This window comes from Streptomyces narbonensis, from assembly GCF_014649015.1.
Lineage (GTDB): Bacteria > Actinomycetota > Actinomycetes > Streptomycetales > Streptomycetaceae > Streptomyces > Streptomyces narbonensis.
In genome coordinates this window covers 203,507-223,533 of record NZ_BMSF01000014.1, presented here as the reverse complement: position 1 = coordinate 223,533, position 20,027 = coordinate 203,507, and the positions used below count along the sequence as shown (strand labels likewise).

The window sequence follows — 20,027 nt, the reverse complement described above, 5'->3', positions numbered from 1 at the left end:
CGTCGACTGGTCGACGTACCCGAGCGTCAGCATCTGGTGCGACCGGTTCGACGTCTCCTTCGGCGCGGCCACCCTGGCCCGCGCCTGACCTGAGCGTCGGGGTCGTTCCACCCGCACGTCACCGCCCGGCGCGCGGCTCACCCGTCGGCTGTGAGGCTGCTGCGTGGAGTTCGGCGAGCCCGCGGCGGGTGGCGGCGATGACGACTCGGTCGTCGGGGGCCCAGGACGTAGCCGGCGTGGAGGTTTTACAGGAGTCGAGGGCGCTCGCCGCCGTCGTGGGTGTTGACGAGGTGGGGCTCGGGCCCCCGGGGACTTCGTAGCCGAGGCGTCGAGCTGCGGCTGGGTGCCACCGAGGTCCAGGTCCGAGTATCCGCAGCCGGCCACGGCGGCGCCGGGCATTCGTCCACCTGACAAAACCACCAGCTCAGGACCGTGCATCTCCCACGCAGTCACGCACCAGCCTGTCAGCGCCGGACAGTTCCCGTGCCTTGCAGTCGTTGTACGGCTCCTGATGCCTGCGCCGACTCCGGCGCGGGTGTCACGGATCTCGGTGCCCGCCGGGTGGGGCTGCCCGGCTCTCGGCGGTGCCGGGTGGACCCGGCGAGGGCTCGCCCGCCGCGAGGTGCTCCAGGACCTCCGCCAGTTCCTGGCAGGCGCGGCGCACCGACCGGCGGGTCGCACGCTGCTCGGTGATGACGGAGGCGAGAAGCAGGGCGGTCAGGGCGGCGGAACCGTTGAACGCCTGGAGCTTGGCCATGATCTCGACGTCCGTCAGGTGGAGGAACGCGCCCCGCCCGGAGGTCGCCTCGAAGGTGGTGAGCACGGAGGCGAAGAGCGCGCACAGCATGCTTCCGGCGAGCTGGAAGCGGAGCGCTGCCCAGATCAGCAGGGGGAAGACGAGGAACAGCATGCTCATCTGGCTGAGGACGGCCATGGGCATGAGGACCAGGGTCGTCAGCCCCAGAAAGACCGCCTCCTTCCAGCGCCGTACCCGGAACCGTGCGGCCGGCCCCGCGAGGACGAGCAGGAGCGGGGCGACGAGCAGCACCCCCATCGTGTCGCCCACCCACCAGGCCAGCCAGACTGGCCAGAACTCGCTCTTGTCCAGGGAGCCCTTCGCCACCTGCAGTCCGACTCCCGCGGTCGCGCTGATCAGCATGGCGCCGAACCCGCCGAGGAAGACCAGGGAGAGTCCGTCCCGAAGCCGCGCCATGTCTTGCCGGAAGCCGGCCCGTCTCAGCAGCAGGAAGGCGCAGAGCGGCGCGACGGTGTTGCTCACCACGGTGACCACCGTGGTGGGCCCCGGAGCGGTGAGGGAGGCGATGACGAGGAATGAGCCGAGGGCGATCCCAGGCCAGACCCGCGCGCCGAGCAGCAGCAGGGCGGCGACGGCGACGCCGGTGGGCGGCCAGATGGGGGTGACCACCACGCCTTCGACGACGAGGCGGCCCATCAGGCCGAGTCGTCCGGCCGCGTAGTAGCAAATGGCCACGGCCAGCGACATCAGAGCCGCCTCCGTAGAAGGCCGGAACTGCCGAGTATCCAACACGTCAGCCATCAGACACCGGCCGGGCCGCCACGACCGGGCAAGGCCCCCTGCGTGTCGGACGCCGCCTTACGGCACGGGCCCGACCCGGTCCGAGGACCGACCCGGTCCGAGGACCGACCCGGCCCGAGGCGAGCCCCCTCCCCTTACTCCCCGGCCGCCGACCGGCCCGGACCGCCGTCATGGCCGACGACCAGGACGGCAGCGTCGTCCTCGTGCCCCACCGTGGCCGCCAGCTTCATGACGGCGGTGGCGAGCGCGTCGACGTCCAGCCCGGCGACGGCGGTGATCCCGGCGAGCCGCGTCACCCGGTCCAGACCCTCGTCGATGTGGAGCGATGGCCCCTCCACCACCCCGTCGGTCAGGAGGACGAAGACGCCGTCGGCGGTGAGCCGGTGGCGCGTGGCCGGGTAGTCGACGCCGCGGAGCACACCGAGCGGAGGACCGCCCTCGCTGTCGTCGATGCCGGAGCGGCCGTCGGTGGTGGCCCAGATGTGGGGGATGTGACCGGCCCGGGCGCACTCCAGGGTGCCTGCAGCGGGGTCGAGCCGCAGGAAGGTGCAGGTGGCGAAGAGGTCGGCGCCCAGAGAGATCAGCAGGTCGTTGGTGCGACCGAGCAGCTCTCCCGGGTCTCCGGTGACGGAGGCCAGCGCGCGCAGTGCCACGCGGACCTGTCCCATGAAGGCGGCGGCCTCGATGTTGTGCCCCTGTACGTCACCGATGGACATGCCGATCTGCCCGCCGGGCAGGGAGAAGGCGTCGTACCAGTCACCGCCGACGTTGAGCCCGTGGTTGGCGGGCTCATAGCGGACGGCCAGCCGGGCGCCCGGAAAACTGGGCAGGTCCGAGGGCAGCATGTCGCGCTGCAGGGCCACGGCGAGCTCGACACGGGAACGCTGCGTCTCGGCCAACTCCCGCGCCCTGGCGGTCAGCGACCCGAGCCGGACCAGAAGGTCCTCGCTGTCGTCGGTCGGCCGTCTGCGGAACATCGATCACTCCGACGTCACGACAATCCTCGTATCAGTCTGTCCCGTCTCCAGCACGCGGGGCCACGGGGGACCACCTCGGTACGAACAGGTCCTTCCCCACTCTGCCCGGAGGGGACGGCGTCCGCATCTCATCGGCGGAGAACGCGGCGGATCCCAGCGAGGCCACCGCACACCGCCGGAGACGAACAGCGCTTCGGCGAGATCGAAGGCATCGCCTCGTCCCTGACCTCCGTCCGGACCGAGCCGGCCGACGCCGCGCGACTTGCCCGGCGGTCACGCGCCGCACCCGGGCCCGGTGCCTGCCTGACCTGGCGGCAAGGCACCGACGGCCCCAAGGACGCCGGGCATGACCACGAACCACACCCTCGTCCCCCGGACGCGAAGCGCTCTGCGCCGGTCCTCCTCGCCGCCGGCGCGGCCGTCGGCCTGCTCGACGCGCTGCCTGGCGCGCCGGCCGGCCTCGCGGGCGCCGTTCAGCACACCTTCCGGTAGGGGATGCCGAGCAGGTACGTCCGCCACTAGGCGGGCGAGAGTGTCCCTTCGGCGCGGCGGCACACCTCGGTGACCGCCCGCGCCGGGCGATGTCGTACGTCTGGACGGGGACGCGCGCCCCCGCCGCAGGGTGAGGCCGTCCGCGCAGAACGCGGGCGACAGGACGGCGTCCCCCGCACCGGGCAGGGCGGTGTCCAGCGGCTGCTGGGAGGCCACGTCCCACAGCCGCACGGTGCCGTATGATCCGGCCGCGGCGAGGACGGAGCCGTCGGGCGAGAAGGCCACGGCGGCGGAACCGGTTCCGGTGGGAGGCGCATGCTCTATGCCTTCGCGGACCGGGGCGTGCGGCCGAGCGCTGAGTCGACACCGGACGCCCTTCACCACCGTGAGGCGGTCAGGGACCGTCTCGCCGAGCTCCGCGATCTGATCGTCAAACGGTGAGCACGGCCTGTAGTCGGGCCCGACAGCGGCCGCGAGTTCCGTGGCCACCGGTGTGAGCCCGGAGGGGCGGGTGCATGCCTGGCCAGGAGTGTCCTTGGCCCTCAGTTCGAGACGGCCTCGGCCCAGCCGCGGTTGACGGTCTCTCTTGCCTTCTCAGTCTGCGCCTCCGTCGGAAACGTCGGCGTGCCCTCGACTGTCGGCAGTTTCTCCGCGGCGGCCTTGTCGAGGGTGCCGTCCTTCTCCATGGCGTCCACGAGGACGGGGCGTGCATAGGCGCCGAGCCGGAGGTTCTGGCCCTCCGGGCTGAAGACGTACTCCTGCCACAGACGTGCCGCCGCGGGGTGCGGAGCGTCCTTGTTCACCCCGTTCGCGTAGTACTGAGCGAAGCTGCCGTCGAAGGGGATGGCGGTCCGCCAGTCGACGTCCGTGCCGTTCTCGCGGAACTCGTCGGCGTATCCGAGGTTGAGGAAGTCCCAGTCGATGCTGATCGGGGTCTGGCCCCTCGCGATCGTGGCCGGGGTGGATTCGGCCGGGATGAAGTTGCCGTTCTTGCTGAGCTCGGCGAAGAAGTCGATGCCGGGCTGAATGTCGTCGAAGGAACCCCCGTTCGCCAGGGCCGCCGCGTAGACCCCGGCGAAGGCGGAGCCGGACTTGGTGGGGTTGCCGTTGAGCGCGACCTTGCCCTCGTACTCGGGCTTGCGCAGGTCGGCGAAGGTCGCGGGGCAGGTCTTGACGCGCTTGGCGTCACAGCCGATCGAGATGTAACCGCCGTAGTTGTTGTACCAGCGGGCCCGGTCGTCCTTCTGTTCCTTGGGGATCTCGTCGTACGCGGCGACCTCGTACGGAGCGAGCAGGCCCTGCCGTGCCGCGGACTGCGCGAACGAGCCCCCCACGTCGATCACATCGGGGGCGCGGCCTCCGCCCCTGTGCTCCTTCATGGCGTTGATCTCGTCCTGGCTGGTGCCTTCCGGGTTCTCCACGATGACCTTGATCCCGTACTTCTTCTCGAAGCCGTCGATCAGCGCGCCGTAGTTGGCCCAGTCGCTCGGGAGCGCGATCGTGTTGAGCGAGCCCTCTTTCTTCGCCGCTGCGGTCAGCGCTGCCATGCCGCCGGCGTCCGCGGCGGAGGTGGCCACCGCGGGTGCTCTGGGCGCGGTGGTGGGCTTGTCTCCGCAGGCGCCGAGGGGCGCCGCGAGGACCAGGCAGGCGGCGACGGAGGCTGTCCGGAGACGAGGTGCGGGCACAAAGGCTCCATAACGGGCGGTCGCGTACTGATCGAGGCCAGCGTACGTTCGGCGGCGTCGGCAGCGCAGTCCCGGGCGGCGGTGTCCGCCGTCTTCCCTGCGGCTGCCGTACCGGCGCGTTCTCAGAACCCCTCGTCGTCCCACCCGGCCAGGAGCGCCTCCCCGAGATCCATCGCGGGCGGTGCGGCCCCGTCGTGGAGGGCCTGCTCGCTCCAGATGACCTTGCCGCGGGCGGTGTAGCGGGTGCCCCAGCGCTCGGCGAACTGCGCGACGAGGAACAGGCCGCGACCGCCCTCGTCGGTGGCCTCGGCCCGGCGCAGGTGCGGGGAGGTGCTGGACCCGTCGGAGACCTCGCAGGTCAGGCTGCGGTCGTGCAGCAACCTCACCCGGATGGGCTCGGAGCCGTAGCGGATGGCATTGGTTATCAGCTCGCTGAGGATGAGTTCCGTGGTGAAGGCGATGTCCTCAAGCCCCCAGTCCGCCAGTCGGCGGGCGCAGGCGTTGCGCACCGGGGACACCGCCGCAGGGTCGGGGCGCACGTCCCACTCGGCGATCCGCGCGGGGTCCAGTCGGCGGGTGCGGGCGACCAGCAGCGCGACGTCGTCGCTGGGCCTGCTGGGCAGCATCGCGTCGATCACCGCGGTGCAGGTTTCCTCCGGGGTGAGGGCGGGCCCGGCCAGGGCGCCACGCAGGGCTGCCAGGCCCGCGTCCGGATCGCGGTCGCGGCTCTCGATCAGCCCGTCGGTGAAGAGCGCCAGCCGGGAGCCTTCGGGCAGGGTGACCGTCATGGTCTCCATGGGCAGGCCCTCGCCCAGGCCCAGCGGCGGGGAGACCGGCACGTCGGGGAAGGACACGGTTCCGTCGGGGTGTACCAGAGCGGGGCCCGGATGCCCGGCGGTGGCGGCCGTCACCTGCCCCGAGACGGGATCGTAGATGGCGCACAGGCAAGTGGCTCCGGTGATCCCCTGCCACTCCTGCTCGTCGGTGTCGATGTGGGCGACCAGCTCGTCCAGGTGGCTCAGGAGTTCGTCCGGAGGCAGGTCGAGGGTGGAGAAGTTGTACACGGCGGTGCGCAGGCGGCCCATGGTGGCGGCTGCGTGGAGGCCGTGGCCGACGACGTCGCCGACCACCAGGGCCACCCGGGTACCGGGCAGCGGGAGGACATCGAACCAGTCACCACCCACACCGGCCTGGGCAGCCAGATAGCGGTGCGCGACCTCGACGGCGGACTGCTCCGGTACGCCCCGGGGCAGCAGGCTGCGCTGCAGGGTGACGGCCATGGTGTGCTCGCGGGTGTAGCGGCGGGCATTGTCGACGGCCAGTGCCGCCCGGGCGGTCAGCTCCTCGGCGAAGGACACGTCCTCCTCGTCGAACGGCGGGGAGTCCTGCCCCCGCCAGTAGCCGACCATCCCCAGCACCACGCCCCGGGCCCGCAGAGGCACGGCGATCAAGGAGTGGATGCCGCGGTCCAGGATCTGCAGGGCGTTGGCCGGGTCCTGGGTCCGCCAGCGGTGGGTGACGCGCAGGTCCGCCTCCAGGACCGCACGGCTGTCGGCCAGCCCAGCCGCCATGGGGCTGGTGGGAACGAACCTGATCAGCTCGCCGACGGGGTAGAGCGGGTGGTCGCCCTGAAGGCCGACGGCGGCGGTGCGGCGCATCTCGGTCCTCGGTTCGGTCGGCTCCTCGCCGCGCAGCACCGGGTCCAGCAGGTCGACCGTGACCACGTCGGCGAACCGTGGGACCGCCACCTCCGCCAGTTCCTCCGCAGTGCGCTCCACGTTCAGTGTCGTTCCCACCCGCACCCCCGCGTCGTAGAGCAGCTTCAGCCGCTCGCGGGCCACCTCGGCCCTGCCGGAGAGTGCCCGCAGCTCGGTGGTGTCCCGCAGCGTGACGACGGTCCCGGCCTGCCCGTAGGGGGCGGTGGGCCGGATGTTCACCGACAGCAGCCGGTCGGTTGCCATGTGCAGCTCGTCGGTCGCGGAACGGCCCGATGTGATCGACTCGGCGATTCCCTCGTCCAGGCCCAGGTCCGTGACGGGGAGGCCTTCCGCGTCCTCGGGCAGACGCAGCAGCCGCCGCGCCTCGTCATTGGCCAGCAGCAGCCGTTCGCCGCCGCCGATGATCAGCACGCCCTCTCGCACCGCGTGCAGCACCGCGTCGTGGTGCTCGTACATCCTCGTCATCTCGGCCGGTCCCAGGCCATGGGTCCGGCGCAGCAGCCGACGGCTCACGAGAGCGGTTCCGCCCGCGGACAGGGCGAGCACCGCGGCTGCGCTGCCGAGCACGACCGGCAGCTGCCGGTTCACCATGCTCTGCACGTTCTGGACCGTGACCGGGGAGGAGACGATGGCGATGACGCGGCCGTCGGAGTCCTTGACGGGGACCACCGATACCACGGACTGTCCCAGGGACCCTTCGAAGGTCTCGGTGAAGGACTGGCCGGCCGCCGCCTTGGAGAAGGGGCCGACGACGTGCTTCCCGATCTGCCGTGGGTCGCTGTGGGCGAGGGTGACCCCGGAGAGTGTGTACACGTTGATGCCGTCGACCCCGGCGATCTTCCGGGCTGCCTCGGCGCTCGGCTGTAGCGCTGCGCTCGGATGGGGGCTGCGGAGCGCCGCGACGATTCCCGGAGATTCCGCGAACGTTCCGGCCGCGGCGAGCGTACGGTGCCGGGCGTCCACCATGCCGGCGCTCCGGGCTTGCACCACGAGCGCCACCACAGCGGCGGCGACGAGCAACACCACGACGGCCAGCTGCAGGAGGAACACTTCGCCGGCCACGCTGCGCACGCTCAGAAGGGAGGACAGGCGCCGCGCCCTTCCCTTGGGGGGCTGGGCGTGCTCCTGACGCTCCTGGTGGCTTCCTGAGCGGGGACGCCGAGGGGGAGAGGAAGAGCTCGTGGTCGAGCCGAGCAGCCGACGTCGGAGTTGTCCAAGTAGGTCGCTCATACCTTATTTTCCAACCTCTATGGGCCGTCGGCAGCGGGGAGCGACGGCCGCCGGGCCGGCGATCCGGATCCCTTCCGCAGAGCGAGGGTGTGGCGCGGCGCGTGGGGACGCGGGCGGGATCCGGGCCGCCGCCTCGCCGATGTGGATCCCACGCCCACACGCCGTGCAAGAAGTCCTGGTTCAGGAAAACGGAGGGCGGACGGGACGAGCTCAACGACGTGCCGGCCGCCGTTGCCGCCCGTCTGGGCTGAGCCGGCCGCCGGCGGCCGGGGGCGTTTCCCTTCGGCTCAGTCCTCGCTACGGCGCACTTCGCGCCGCGGAATGCCCATGGTGTCCGGATAATGGATGGAACGGCGAGTGGAAGGGGACATCTCGTGCCATCGGCTCGGCCGGGGGGCGAGGAGACCCACGGCCCGTTCTGGTCCGAGCCGGGGACGCTGCTCGAGCACGTGCCCGTGGCCGTCTTCGGCCTCGATGACGGGGACCTCGTCTGTTACTGGGGGCCCGGCGCGCGGGACCTCTTCGGATATGACGCCACCGCCGTCTTGTCGAGGCCCGGCGCCGTTCTCTTCGCCGACGGGCCCCGGGGCGCCCCCGATCCGTGCACCCGGCTGACCGAGCGAGGCCGGACCCAGGGTTACTGGAGGGGGCGGCTGCCGGCCCGCCATCGTGACAGCACCGTCTTCGACTGCGGCTTCCGGGCCTTCTCCGTGACCGGATCCGGCGGACCTTCGGTGGTGATGGTCCTGGCGAGCCGTAATGACGAGCTCGATCGGGTCAAGACCAACCTCGCCTTCCTCGACGCCCTCTTCGAAACGTGCCCCATCGGTCTGGTCATGCTCGACCAGGACCTCCGGTACGTCCATCTCAACCAGGCACTAGCCGACATGGACGGTCTGCCGATCGAGGCCCACCTCGGGCGGCGCATGGACGAAATCATGATCATGTCCGACGGTGGTGAGTACCAGCACATGCTTCGCGGCGTCGCCCTGGGCGGAGCACCGGTCGTGGGCACCCTGGTGGGCATGCGTCCGCAGGGGCATCCGGACTCTGACCAGGTGCGGTCGGTGAGTCTCTTCCCCCTGAGCCAGGCGGTCGGCTCGCGCCCCGGAGTGGGCGGGCTGATGCTCGATGTGACCGACCGGGAACAGGCCATCCTGGAAGCCACCGCCAGCCGTCGACGGCTGGCTCTGCTGGACGGGGCCTCCACTCGCATCGGGACCACCCTGGACGTGAACGTCACCGCCCAGGAGCTGGTCGACGCTTCGATGCCGGACTTCTGCGACGGAGCCGTGGTCGAAGTCGTCGAGTGGATGGACGAGGCAGAGGTCTTTGACCCGGCGCGACCGCTGTTCACCCGCAGGATCGCCTCCGGGACGATCCTGCCCCCTCCGGCCACCGAACTCGTGAGCGGAGTGGAGACGGTGCGGTATCCGCCCGGCTCCGTCATCCACGACATGCTGAGGACCGGTCGCGCCATCTCCGCCGTGGTGAACGAGGAGTTCCTGGCCCGGACCGTCCTCATCGAGTCACGCGCACAGCTCTTCGCCGAGAGTGGATTGGCCTGCATCCTCGTCGCCCCGCTCATCGCCAGGGGCACGGTCCAGGGAATCGCCATGTTCGGCCGGTCCACGGGTCGGCCGGCCTTCACCCGGGACGATGTCAGCCTGGCCGGTGAGCTCGCCTCACGGGCTGCGATCTGCCTGGACAACGCCCGTCTGTACAGCCGCGTCCAGGACATCGCCCTCACCCTGCAGCGGGCGTTGTTGCCCAGCGCGTTGGCGACCAGCCCGTACGTGGACGTGGCCCACCGGTACGTACCCGGCAGTCGGATCACCGAGGTCGGCGGAGACTGGTACGACGTGATCAGCCTGTCCGACGGCCGAGTCGCTCTAGTGGTGGGCGACGTGATGGGGCACGGTGTGTCGGCCGCCGCCGCCATGGGCCGCCTTCGTATCACCACCAAGGCTCTGGCCAGACACGACAGCGAGCCCGACGACCTCCTCACCGAGCTCGACGCATGCGCCCAGGAGGCCGGCATCGAGCTGGCGACGTGCCTGTACATCGTCTACGACCCGAAAAGCGGACGAGCCCGCATCGCCAGCGCCGGCCACCCCCCGCCCCTGGTACTCCGGCCGGACGGCACAGTGGAGACCATCGACGACGTCCTGGGAATCCCTCTCGGCGTCGGCGGCTGCCCCTTCCGGGCGATCGAGATCGAACTCCCCGTGGACGCGAGTCTCGCCCTGTATACCGACGGCCTCATCGAGACACGAGGCGCGGACCTCGAGGTCGGTCTGAAAGCATTGCGCGCCGAACTGGGCAGGGCCCCAGGCCCGTTGGAAGCAATGGCGGACCGCATCCTCGCGAGCCTGCTGCCCGCCCCGCCGGCCGACGACGCGGTTCTGGTCCTCGCCCGCGTCCGCCGCGCCCGTTGAGGAGGCGTCGAGCCCGGTGCGTCTTGGCAGCCGCCACATCGCCCGTGTGCAGCTTCGTTCAGGACAGCGAGCCTGGCTCGTCCACCAGCTCGACACCCTTGTGCGCGTCGACCAGCACCGAGCCGCCGTTCCGGCCCTTCTGGGGCTGGTCGGCGGCCTTCAGCACCTCCTCCAAGGGTGCCGTTGCGCTCGGCGCCCTTCCAGGCGCCGGCCGCCATCGCGGGCGTCAGCGCAGGGTGTGGATGAAACCGATCTTGTCGATCTCGTCGCCCGAGCGGCCGTGGAAACCGGTGATCTGCCGGCCGGGAGGGGCGGTGTGGGTGACGCAGTCGGAGGTCGGCGTGCCGCCGGCGAGGACGTGGCCGAGGTTCGTGCCGAACCTTGCGTGGAAGATCCGGGTGCGGCCGTCCTTCTGGGCCCGGCACACGTGCGCGGTCGTGACGTACTCCCCGGTGCCGAGCGTGAGGGAGGCCGTGGTGCCTCCGGTGCCGCCGTGGGTGAGCGTCGTGCCGTTGTCCAGGGTGACGGCCAGCCGGTCGATCCGGGAGCCGGCGCTCAAGGTGATGGTGGTGGCACGCGCGCCGGCGGGAACGCTGTCGAGGTCGTTGAAGGGGACGCCGTGCGGTCCGCCGAACTGCTCGCTCAGCTGGAAGGCCGGGTTGCGCGACCAGGAGAAGCCGACCGCGACGGGGTCGTGGTCGGAGAGCATGCGGGCGGCGTCGGTGAGGAACGCGGCGTGTTCGTTCCTGTAGGAGGTGGCGTTCAGGGAGACGAGTCTGCTGCCGCGGTAGAGGACTTTGTCCACGAGCTCGCAGGTGTCGGGCACGGTCGGTAGAGACTGGTCGCAGAGCAGGGGGTCGCTGCCCTGGGAGGGCGGGACGCCGCCGCGGATCAGTTCGACCCAGGCGTCGGTGAGCCTGTTGGCGGCGGCGAAGGCGGCGATGGTGTCGCCGGTGCGTGTGTAGCGGGTGTTGGTGTCGCCCATCACGACGACGGCGTTGCCCGCCGAGTGGGTCGTGATGAAGGCGGTGAGCTGGTTCAGGTTGTCGGCGCGTGACTTCAGATCTCCTGCGCTCGTGCCCGCGTTGGTGTGGAGGTTGTAGAAGTCGACGTACACGCCCTCGGCGAGGCGTTGCCGTGCGAGGGTGAAGCCCTTGGGGGTCAGGCAGTCGCCGGAGTCGTACTGGCAGGAGTTCCAGCGCACCCGTGCGAAGTCGTCGGCTTCGTAGGGAGACTTCGCCAGTGTGTTGAGACCGCTCCCGAAGCCGGCCCCGCCGCTGGTGGGCGTGCGGTACGGGTGGGCGGTGTCGGCGGCGTAGAGGCGGGCGTGGTAGTTGAAGTCCTCTTGGACGTGGACGATGTCGTACGGCGTGATCCGTCGGCCGATCTCGGTCGTCGCGGGCTCGCGGGGCGTCGGCGCGCTGGAGATGCTCTCGGGCAGCCCGGCGATGTTGTAGGTCAGCAGGCTGAAGGTGCCCGATTCGGTGGGGTGGGCGGCCGTTGCGGGTGGCGCCGTCGTGGTTGGTCCGACGAGGGCGGCCGCCACGGCCGCCAGTCCGGCGAGGAGTCGGCGCATGGACATCTCCTGGTGAGTGGGGTCTGCGGTGGCGGGGCGTCGGCCGGGCCCGACGGAGGTGCCGTCCGGGCCCGGCCGGTCGGGTCAGGCGCAGGCGCCGGCGTTGAGCGTGAAGGCCGTGGGGGAGGGTGTCGAGCCGGTATGGGTTCCCTGGACTCCGAAACTCACGGTCGCTCCCGGGACGATCGTCCGGTTCCAGTCCGTGTGGCGGGCGCTGACGGCGGTGCCGCTCTGGGTGACGGTGGCGTTCCACGAGCTCGTGACGCGCTGGCCGGCCGGGTAGGTCCAGGCCAGCTGCCATCCGTCCACGGCCGTCGGACCGGTGTTCTTGACGGTGACGTTCGCAGTGAAGCCGGTGCCCCAGACGTTGCTCACCGCGTACGTCACCGTGCAGGAAGCGGTGGGCGGTTCGCCGCCGGCGGAGGTCCGCTCGGCGGCGTAGGCGGCGAGCCAGGCCAGCGGGGCGTTCCAGTTGACCGCCACCTCGTTGGTCGAGTACGAGTCGATGTGGTCGACGTAGCAGGCGGCGGGGGCGCAGCCGCGCAGCCTCTCCTCGGCCACCGGGTCCTGGAGTGCGCTGTTGGGACCGCCCGCGAGCGAACCGGCGGGCGGGTGGGGCAGCGAGGAGTCCAGCTGGTGTGCCCAGAACCGGTGGTGCTGGTTCTGCGAAGACGTCTCGCCGTGGCCGGTGACGTAGGACAGACCCAGGGCGTTGCGCCCCAGCAGGTAGTCCATGGTCTCCAGGGCGCCGGCGCGGTAGCGCGCGTCGCCCGTCAGCTCCCCGGCGACGGCCATGACGATGGCGTCGTTGGCGACCTCACCGTTCGATCCCCAGAAGTAGCCGTCCGCGGGGACGGGTACGGCGTACCCCTGGGCGGCCATCCTGGACAGGTAGCCGTCGGCCGCGGCGGTCACCGAGGTGCGGATCCGAGCAGTGTCGGCGGCGGGCAGCCCGTTGGGGACGGTGGCCAGGACGAGCCGGCCGAGCGCCGCGGTGTCCGCCCAGCCGAAGCCGTACGGGCTGAAGGCGTCGGCGGAGGTGTGCCAGGACGAGGAGGTGACCGCGTCCCGGTAGGCGCTCTCGCCGGTCGCCACGTACAGCTCGGCCGCGGCCCAGTAGAACTCGTCGGTGACCCGCGTGTCCCCGTAGGCCCCGCCGCCGGTGCTGTCGGAATCCGGCGCGTACATCGCCGGACTGGTCTGCGCGGCGCCCCACGCCCGGCGGGCGGCCGACAGGCAGCGGTCGGCGTAGGCGGAGTCGTACGGCCGGAAGACCCGGGCGCACTGAGCGGCGGCCGCCGCGAGGTTGAGGGTGGCCGCCGTGGACGGGCGGTGCAGTTCGCGTGGCTGGGGATCCTGTTCGGGGCGCGTCGGCATGCCGGTCCAGGCGGCGTCATGGATCTTGTGGAACGCCATGCCCGCGTGCGGCTTGCCGTCGGGCACCTGCATGCGCATCAGGAAGTCGAGCTCCCACCGCGCCTCGTCGAGGACGTCGGGTATGCCGTTGCCGCGCTCGGGGACGCGCAGGGTGGAGTCGCCCAGCGCCGCCTCCTTGCCCGCTCGCTCGGCCCGCTCGAAGGAGTTGACGACCAGCCAGGTGGAGATGCCGCCGTTCACCACATACTTGCCGTGGTCGCCGGCGTCGTACCAGCCGCCCCGCACATCCTGGGTGTAGTCGCACACGCCGGCCTGACAGGGGACGGAGACGTCGCCCTTGTTTGGTGCGACGCCGAGGTGTCCGGCCGGGCGCGCGTAGGCGGAACCGACGAGGGAGGCGTCGATCGCGATGCCGCTGCGCTGGTGGTGGAAGAACGCCATCGAGTCGGAGCGCAACGTGTCGTAGAGGTCCACGCGGATGTCGAAGGGAGCGCTGCTGGTGCCGTCCACGGTCAGGACGTATCCGGTGCCCGCCGCCCGGTGCGAGGAGAAATCCGCCACCTGGACGGACTGTCCGGAGGGGGCGTCCGCGCCGCGCGGGACGGTCGAACCGGAGGCGACCACCGCCCCGGACGCGTTCCGCAGCTGCCAGCCGAGCGCCTGCGCCGCCGTGGTGACGACGGTGGCGCGCTTCGGCCCGTCGGGCAGGTAGCCGACCTGGTTGACGCGTACGGCCGTGGTCGCCGCCGTGGCGGCTTCCTCCGCGGCGGCCTGGGTGGTCGCGAGACCACCCAGGAGCAGGGCGCCCGTCAGCAGGGCGGTGGAGAGACGTAACGAGCGAGACGGCGGCATGTGCGGCTCCGTGTGTGTCGTCGGGGGGATCGGCGGGTGAGGCGGTCTGCGTGGGCAGGTCATCTGCCGGGCAGGCGGAGGTGGTCGCCTCCGGCCGGCCAGGGAACCACTGGAGGGCCGCGCCCGTGTGAAGTGGGCACGCGAGTCGTTCCCTCTTTGTCTCCCTGGTCATGGGAGCGCTCCCAGGCAAGGGAATGTCGAGCCCCGGCTGAGGGGGTGGAGATCTGAGCGCACATTAGTGAGGCCCGCCCACACCGTCAACGGGATCGACGCGGTGGCGCGAAGTCGACCATCCGGCCGGTCCACGGGACGCGACGCTCGTGCGGGTAGCGTGCGGCGCAACGGTGCAGGCGGCCGACCGCCGCGACGGAAGGAACCGATTCTGAACCCCCAGCTCGCGGAGACCCTGTCCGCGACCCTGCTCGTCCTCGTGCTGGCCTGTGCGGTCATCCGCCCCTTCGGGTGGCCGGAGGCGGTCGTGGCCGTCCCGGCCGCCGTCCTGGTGATCGTCACCGGGGCCATCTCCCTCGACGACGCCCTGGCCGAGGCGGAACGGCTCGGGCCGGTGATCGGCTTCTTGGCGGCCGTACTGGTGCTGGCCCAGCTCTGCGACGACGAGGGGCTGTTCCAGGCCTGCGGGGCGTGGATGGCGCGTACGGCGGCGGGCCGGCCGCGTCGGCTGCTCGTCCAGGTGTTCCTGGCCGCGTCGGCGATCACCGCCGTGCTCAGTCTGGACGCCACGGTCGTGCTCCTGACCCCGGTGGTGTTCGCCACCGCGGCCCGTATCGGCGCCCGTCCGAAGCCACATGTGTACGCCTGCACCCACCTGTCGAACACGGCCTCCCTGCTGCTGCCCGTCTCCAACCTCACCAACCTCCTGGCCTTCGCGGCCAGCGGACTCAGCTTCACCCGGTTCGCCGCCCTGATGGCCCTGCCGTGGGCAGCCGCGATCGCTGTCGAGTACCTGGTCTTCCGGCGCTTCTTCGCCACCGACCTGGACGCGGGAGCCCTGGCCCCCGCCGTCGTCGAACCGCCGCCGCTGCCGCTGTTCGCCCTGGTGACCGTGGGATGCACGCTCGCAGGCTTCGTGCTGACCTCGGTGCTCGGCGTCGACCCGGCGTGGGCCGCCCTGGCAGGGGCACTCGCCCTCGCCGTACGGGCCCTCGTCCGCCGCCGCACCACTCCCCGTGCACTGGTCCGCGCAGTCTCCGTGCCCTTCCTCGCCTTCGTCCTGGCCCTCGGGATCGTGGTCCTGGCAGTGGTGGACAACGGTCTCGACGACGCCCTGGGACACCTGATCCCCGACGGCACCGGCCTGCCGGAACTCCTCGCCCTCGCCGGACTGGCCGCCGTCCTCGCGAACGTCATCAACAACCTGCCCGCGGTCCTGGTACTCCTGCCGCTGACCGCCCCGTCGGGGCCCGGCGCCGTCCTCGCCGTCCTGCTCGGGGTGAACATCGGCCCCAACCTCACCTATGCCGGCTCGCTGGCGACCCTGCTGTGGCGGCGTATCGTCCACGCCCACGACGGCGAGGTGGAGCTGAAGGAGTTCACCCGGCTCGGCGTGTACGCGGTACCCACGAGCCTGGTCGCCGCCGTACTGGCACTGTGGCTCTCGCTGACCGTCATCGGAGGAGGCTGACCCATGGCCGTGGTCGTCTGGATCGTCGAGGGCACCTGGCGCGCCTGCGTGGACGCCGCCCGCGCGCACACCCCGGCGGACGCCGACATCGTCCTCCTGCACGTCACCCCCGCCGACGTCCCGGGTGCCGCACACGGCGCCTTCGCCGGACTCCTCGGCCGCGGCCACCCCGCGGGGCACCGCCCGGCCGAAGGCTGGGGGGAAGACCCCGGCACGCGCCTGGAACACCTCGCCGCCACCTCCGCGCGGCAGCTGCTCCAGGACGCCGCCGACCGCCTGGACCGCCCCTGCACGCGTACCGAACGCACCGGCCGCGTCGAGCGCGAGGTCGTCGCCGCGGCCGAGGGCGGCGACCTGCTGATCCTGGCCCGGGACGGCGACCGCGCCCACCTCGGACCGCACAGCCTCGGCCCCGCCGCGCGCTTCGTCGTCGACCACGCACCCTGTCCGGTGCTGCTCGTGTGGCCCGAACCGTCGCCGGGGCTGCCCACCATGCCGCCCCCTCCTCCGCGTCACACCGTCTGACGAACGACGAACCGCCGGCCAGCGGCGGGGGCCGGCCAGGCGACCGGCTCCCGCGCGGGCCCGGCCGCGGACGAGAGGCTTCCCGTGGCCGACGCGGACGGGGGATGAGCGGAGCTCAGCGGTTGAAGGTCAGCCGCGGTGCCGCGTTGCGGGCCAGCGTGTGGGCCTGCTCGGGCCACCAGGTGCCGGCGGGCGGGTCGACGATGCCGTACTCGGGGTCGATGGTGCCGCCGGTGTTGCGGGTGCAGCTGCCGTCGGACTCGCCGGGGATCTTGACCCACAGATAGGCGTCGACGAGCGGGACACCGGTGTCGGCGGTCGGGCGCGCGCCGAGGCCGCGGCCGGGCGCGTTGCACCAGATCTCCGGGTCGCCGGTGTACTTGCCGGGCTCCGGGGTCCAGGCGCCCAGACCGTTGCGGCTGGTGTCGATGACGAAGTGGTGCAGGGCGTCGTTCGGCGGGGTGCCCACGTTCTGGTCGAACCAGGCGTCGGTCCAGCGCCAGGTGGCCGGGTCGGCGGAGTCGACCGCGTTGCCCGGGGCGCCGTCGTTGGGCGCGGCGGGCGAGTAGTACTGGGTGGCGCACCAGTCGGTGTGGCCGCGGGCGTACTCGGGCCCCTCGGTGGCGTACCACATGCACTTGGCTATCCAGGTGCCGTAGCGCGCGTTGTGGTCGGTGGGGTGGGTGTTGGACACGTTGAGGGCGAATCCGTCGCTCTTCTCGACGCCGGCGTCGAGCAGTCGCCGCGCCATCTCGCCGACGGGCCGCCACAGGACGTTGCCCGCGTCGAGGTAGACGGCGGTGCGGGCCTTGGCCTTGATGGTCCTGACGGCGTACGCGAGGTCGGCGACGCGGGTCGCCGTGAGTTCGCCGGTCGGGTCCACGCCGGGCCCGCAGTCGCTCGGGAGGAGGGCCAGGCCGTCGGGCTCGACCACGACGACGGCCTTGCTGTCGCCGATGCCGGCGGCGAAGGCGTCGATCCACTGCCGGTAGGCGGCGGAGGACGCGGCGCCGCCGCTGGAGTACTGGGTGCAGTCCCGGCCCGGCACGTTGTAGGCGACCAGGACGGGGGTCCTGTTCACCGCCCGGGCCTTGCGGACCAGGGTTCTGACCTTGGCCCGGACCTCGTCGGGTGTTCCTTCGGTGAACCACTCGGCCTGCGGCCAGCTCGCGAGCCTGGCCATGTTCACTGCGTTCGCGAAGTCGCCGTTCCCGAGGTCGGTGAGCGCCTGCTTGGCGGCCTTGCTGTGCGGGTCCACGTAGAACCTCGTGGCCGGGGTGAGCGCGTCCGCGACGGGTGCGGCCTGCGCCTGCGCCTGCGTCGCGATGAGGGCGGCGCAGGCCGCGAGCGCCGCGAGGGCGGCGGTCGTACGGCGCCGGAGGCTGCGTGGATTCATGGGGGCTCCTGGTCGGAGGGATGGGGTTCGGAGGGCTGGGGTGAGGAGGGCCGGTGGTGTCTGTGGCCCGGGCCGCGGGGCGGCGGATACCGGGCCACAGGAGTCGGATGTCAGTAGCCGTAGATCATCTTGTAGGCGGCCTCCGGGAGGAACTGGCCGGCCGTGGAACCGGTTCCGACGCCGCAGTTGCCGTCGGACTCGCCCGGGGCCTTGATCCACAGCAGCATCTCGGCGCCGCCGCCCAGCCGGGTGGGCGTGCCGATGCGGCGGCCGGCCGCGTTGCACCACTCGCCGTTGGAGCCGTTGCCGTTGCGGCTGGTGTCGACGACGAACGGCTTGGTGTAGCCGTAGCGGGCGGCCAGTTCGCTGTTGACGGCGTTGCCGTAGGCGGTGTTCTGGGCGGTGGTGTAGTAGTTCGAGATGTTGAGGGAGAAGCCGTGCGCCTGTCGGAGTCCGGCTTCGTGGAGGCGCTGGGCCATCGTCGCCGCGCTCACCCAGCCGGGGTTGCCGGCGTCGAGGTAGACCCAGGTGTTGGGGGCCTGGCGGTTGAACTCGGCGAGGGCGCCGCTGATCATGCCCTGGCGTTCGCGGATCTGGGTCTGGTTCAGGCAGCCGTAGTCCGCGAGGGAGTCGGGTTCGAGGACGACGACGGCAGGGCGGTTGGCGATCCCGCCGGCGAACTGCGCGATCCAGGTCGCGTAGGCGGAGGCCGACGAGGCTCCGCCTCCGGAGTGCCCGCCGCACGAGTCGCGGAGGTAGATGTTGTACGCGACCAGGACGGGCAGCTTGTCGTGGTAGTCCGCCGCGCCGACGTACGCGCCCGCGGCGGTGCCGATCGTGCCGCTCCAGGCGCCGAACCAGCGGGCCATGGGGGTGTTGGCCAGGGAGCTGTTGATCGCGGGGGCCCGGCCGTCGCCGGGGTTGGCGGCGACCCACTTCCTCGCGCTGGAGTCCGGGTCCGCGTAGAACCCGCTGGTCATGGTGGTGGGATCCGCCGCGTGGGCGGACGGGGCGACGACGAGCGCCAACGGCACTGCGGAGAGGGCTGCGACGAGGGCGCGGATTCTGCGGCGCATGGCTGTACCTCGTTTTCCTGACGGCGGACGCGTCGACCGCTCTCGTCCCGAGCGGTGCGACGCGGTGAGGAATTGCAGTGGTACGAAGTTCCCGGTGCGGCGACTCACGGAGGCGCCCCCGGCGGGTACACCAGCACACTCCGGACGCACAAGAGCCCGTGGAAGCGCTCCCACTGGAAGCGTTCCCAGGCCATGATCTGTGGGGCCGAGGTGTGGCCGTATCGTGTGATGCGCCTATTGGGACTGTCAAGTGCGCCCACTTAAACAGCACTTCACAGGACGAGGGGGAGGGTTTACAGTCCTGAAACTGGAAGCGCTTCCAGCCTTCCGGGTGTTCAGATAGAGGGAGGAGGGCGGCTCATGGCGCAAGGTGTGCCGCACCGGCAGTCGACACTCGACGAGGTGGCCGAACTGGCCGGCGTCTCGCGATCGGTGGCCTCGCGTGTGCTCAACAACGCCCCGCACGTCAGCCGCGCGAAACGCGAGGCCGTCGAACGGGCGGTCCATCAACTCGCATACGTGCCGAATCCGACCGCCAGGGCGCTGGCGACCCGTCAGACCGGTGCGGCCGCCCTGGTCGTGTCGGGAGAGGATCCGTCGATCTTCGCGGACCCGTTCTTCGCCAAGGTGATCGTGGGCGCCTCGGCCGCGCTGGAGGAGGCCGAACTGCACCTGATGCTGTGCCTGGCGGCCTCCGACCGGGGGCGCCGGCGCGTGGAGCAGCTTCTCCGGTCCAAGGGGGCCGACGGAGTGATGCTGATGGCGCTGCGCGAGGACGATCCGTTGGCCCGCTTGGCGGAAGAGGCGGAGATTCCCGTGGTGTTCGGCGGGCGCCCGGTCGGCTTGGACCCGCGGTGGTATGTGGACGTGGACAACCTCGGAGGAGCGCGCGCGGCGACCGAGTACCTGATCTCGCTCGGCCGGACAAGGGTCGCGACGATCTGCGGGCGGCTGGACACCGAGGTGGGGCGCGCCCGTTACCGCGGCTACCAGGACGCCATGCTGGCGGCCGGCCTCGAACCGTATCCGCCGGAAGCCGGTGACTTCACCGAGCCGAGCGGAGCGGCCGCCATGGCGGCGTTGTCGGCGCGGCACCCGGAGCTGGACGGAGTGTTCGCCGCCAGCGACAACATGGGGGCGGGGGCGTTGCGCACGCTGCGTGATGCCGGCCGCCGCGTCCCCGCCGACGTAGCCGTGATCGGCTTCGACGACCTGGCCGTGGCCAGGATCTCCGATCCGCCGCTGACCACGGTGCACCAGCCCATAGAGGGTCTCGGTCGCGAGATGGCGCGCATGCTCGTCGCGCTCATCAACGGGCAGGCCCCCACCCCGCTGATCCTCCCCACGCGTCTGGTCACCCGCGCCAGCGCCTGACGAACCGCCTCCTGGCCGGCCTGGCGTACGGCCCGGTGCTCCGGCCAGCGCTCCGGCCCGCGCTCTGCCGTGCGCCCCCTTTCGCGCTCACCCGTGCGCCGCCTACAGCCC

Annotated in this window: 14 protein-coding genes; 5 read left to right on the top strand and 9 right to left on the bottom strand. The window is 71.6% G+C overall.

What is annotated here, in order from left to right; genetic code table 11:
* Positions 1-88: DM13 domain-containing protein (locus tag IE124_RS25740; RefSeq protein WP_189510820.1), on the top strand; the 88-nt coding region annotated here is incomplete at its 5' end.
* 450 nt (positions 89-538) lie between these two features.
* Here IE124_RS25740 and IE124_RS25735 read toward each other — a convergent pair.
* From IE124_RS25735 to IE124_RS25715, 5 genes are all read right to left on the bottom strand, one after another.
* On the bottom strand, positions 539-1,558 hold the full coding sequence (locus IE124_RS25735; protein ID WP_189510770.1) for an MASE1 domain-containing protein: 1,020 nt from the start codon (positions 1,556-1,558) through the stop codon (positions 539-541).
* A 134-nt stretch (positions 1,559-1,692) separates the two neighbouring features.
* A complete protein-coding gene (locus tag IE124_RS25730) occupies positions 1,693-2,535 on the bottom strand; it encodes a PP2C family protein-serine/threonine phosphatase (protein WP_189510767.1) in 843 nt (280 codons plus the stop codon).
* 273 nt (positions 2,536-2,808) lie between these two features.
* Positions 2,809-3,312, bottom strand: a complete 504-nt coding sequence (locus tag IE124_RS25725; RefSeq protein WP_189510764.1) for a WD40 repeat domain-containing protein — start codon at positions 3,310-3,312, stop codon at positions 2,809-2,811.
* Between the two features lie 257 nt (positions 3,313-3,569).
* Positions 3,570-4,712 carry an ABC transporter substrate-binding protein gene (locus tag IE124_RS25720; RefSeq protein ID WP_189510762.1) on the bottom strand — a complete coding sequence of 381 codons (1,143 nt, stop codon included), beginning with the start codon at positions 4,710-4,712 and terminating at the stop codon, positions 3,570-3,572.
* Positions 4,713-4,834: 122 nt separating this feature from the next.
* Positions 4,835-7,501: a SpoIIE family protein phosphatase gene (locus IE124_RS25715; RefSeq protein ID WP_189510758.1), complete on the bottom strand. Its 2,667-nt coding sequence runs from the start codon at positions 7,499-7,501 to the stop codon at positions 4,835-4,837.
* A gap of 533 nt (positions 7,502-8,034) precedes the next feature.
* On the opposite strand from IE124_RS25715, the gene IE124_RS25710 reads away from it, so the two are divergent.
* A complete protein-coding gene (locus IE124_RS25710; RefSeq protein WP_189510756.1) occupies positions 8,035-10,098 on the top strand; it encodes a SpoIIE family protein phosphatase in 2,064 nt (687 codons plus the stop codon).
* A gap of 226 nt (positions 10,099-10,324) precedes the next feature.
* Here IE124_RS25710 and IE124_RS25705 read toward each other — a convergent pair whose 3' ends face one another.
* Positions 10,325-11,674 carry a jacalin-like lectin gene (locus IE124_RS25705; RefSeq protein WP_189510753.1) on the bottom strand — a complete coding sequence of 450 codons (1,350 nt, stop codon included), beginning with the start codon at positions 11,672-11,674 and terminating at the stop codon, positions 10,325-10,327.
* Positions 11,675-11,758: 84 nt separating this feature from the next.
* Positions 11,759-13,903, bottom strand: coding sequence for a glycoside hydrolase family 9 protein (locus IE124_RS25700; protein ID WP_189510750.1), 2,145 nt, complete (start codon positions 13,901-13,903; stop codon positions 11,759-11,761).
* A 382-nt stretch (positions 13,904-14,285) separates the two neighbouring features.
* Here IE124_RS25700 and IE124_RS25695 point away from each other — a divergent pair, with 382 nt between their 5' ends.
* Complete coding sequence (locus IE124_RS25695; RefSeq protein ID WP_189510816.1) at positions 14,286-15,545, top strand: SLC13 family permease; 1,260 nt, start codon at positions 14,286-14,288, stop codon at positions 15,543-15,545.
* Positions 15,546-15,548: 3 nt separating this feature from the next.
* Entirely contained in the window at positions 15,549-16,070 is a 522-nt protein-coding gene (locus tag IE124_RS25690; RefSeq protein WP_189510747.1) for a universal stress protein, read from the top strand.
* Between the two features lie 115 nt (positions 16,071-16,185).
* Here the strand turns inward: IE124_RS25690 and IE124_RS25685 are convergent, their stop codons facing one another.
* Both IE124_RS25685 and IE124_RS25680 read right to left on the bottom strand, forming a co-directional pair.
* On the bottom strand, positions 16,186-17,466 hold the full coding sequence (locus IE124_RS25685; RefSeq protein ID WP_189510744.1) for a glycoside hydrolase family 6 protein: 1,281 nt from the start codon (positions 17,464-17,466) through the stop codon (positions 16,186-16,188).
* 110 nt (positions 17,467-17,576) lie between these two features.
* Entirely contained in the window at positions 17,577-18,542 is a 966-nt protein-coding gene (locus IE124_RS25680) for a glycoside hydrolase family 6 protein (RefSeq protein WP_189510740.1), read from the bottom strand.
* 360 nt (positions 18,543-18,902) lie between these two features.
* Here IE124_RS25680 and IE124_RS25675 point away from each other — a divergent pair, with 360 nt between their 5' ends.
* Positions 18,903-19,916, top strand: coding sequence for a LacI family DNA-binding transcriptional regulator (locus IE124_RS25675; protein WP_189510737.1), 1,014 nt, complete (start codon positions 18,903-18,905; stop codon positions 19,914-19,916).
* Positions 19,917-20,027: the final 111 nt, after the last annotated feature.

Excerpts from the sequence above, each read along its gene's own strand:
- IE124_RS25690 (WP_189510747.1), top strand. The coding sequence starts at position 15,549 with ATGGCCGTGGTCGTCTGGATCGTCGAGGGCACCTGGCGCGCCTGCGTG.
- IE124_RS25705 (WP_189510753.1), bottom strand. The coding sequence starts at position 11,674 with ATGCGCCGACTCCTCGCCGGACTGGCGGCCGTGGCGGCCGCCCTCGTC.
- IE124_RS25735 (WP_189510770.1), bottom strand. The coding sequence starts at position 1,558 with ATGGCTGACGTGTTGGATACTCGGCAGTTCCGGCCTTCTACGGAGGCG.
- IE124_RS25730 (WP_189510767.1), bottom strand. The coding sequence starts at position 2,535 with ATGTTCCGCAGACGGCCGACCGACGACAGCGAGGACCTTCTGGTCCGG.
- IE124_RS25685 (WP_189510744.1), bottom strand. The coding sequence starts at position 17,466 with ATGAATCCACGCAGCCTCCGGCGCCGTACGACCGCCGCCCTCGCGGCG.
- IE124_RS25680 (WP_189510740.1), bottom strand. The coding sequence starts at position 18,542 with ATGCGCCGCAGAATCCGCGCCCTCGTCGCAGCCCTCTCCGCAGTGCCG.
- IE124_RS25675 (WP_189510737.1), top strand. The coding sequence starts at position 18,903 with ATGGCGCAAGGTGTGCCGCACCGGCAGTCGACACTCGACGAGGTGGCC.
- IE124_RS25700 (WP_189510750.1), bottom strand. The coding sequence starts at position 13,903 with ATGCCGCCGTCTCGCTCGTTACGTCTCTCCACCGCCCTGCTGACGGGC.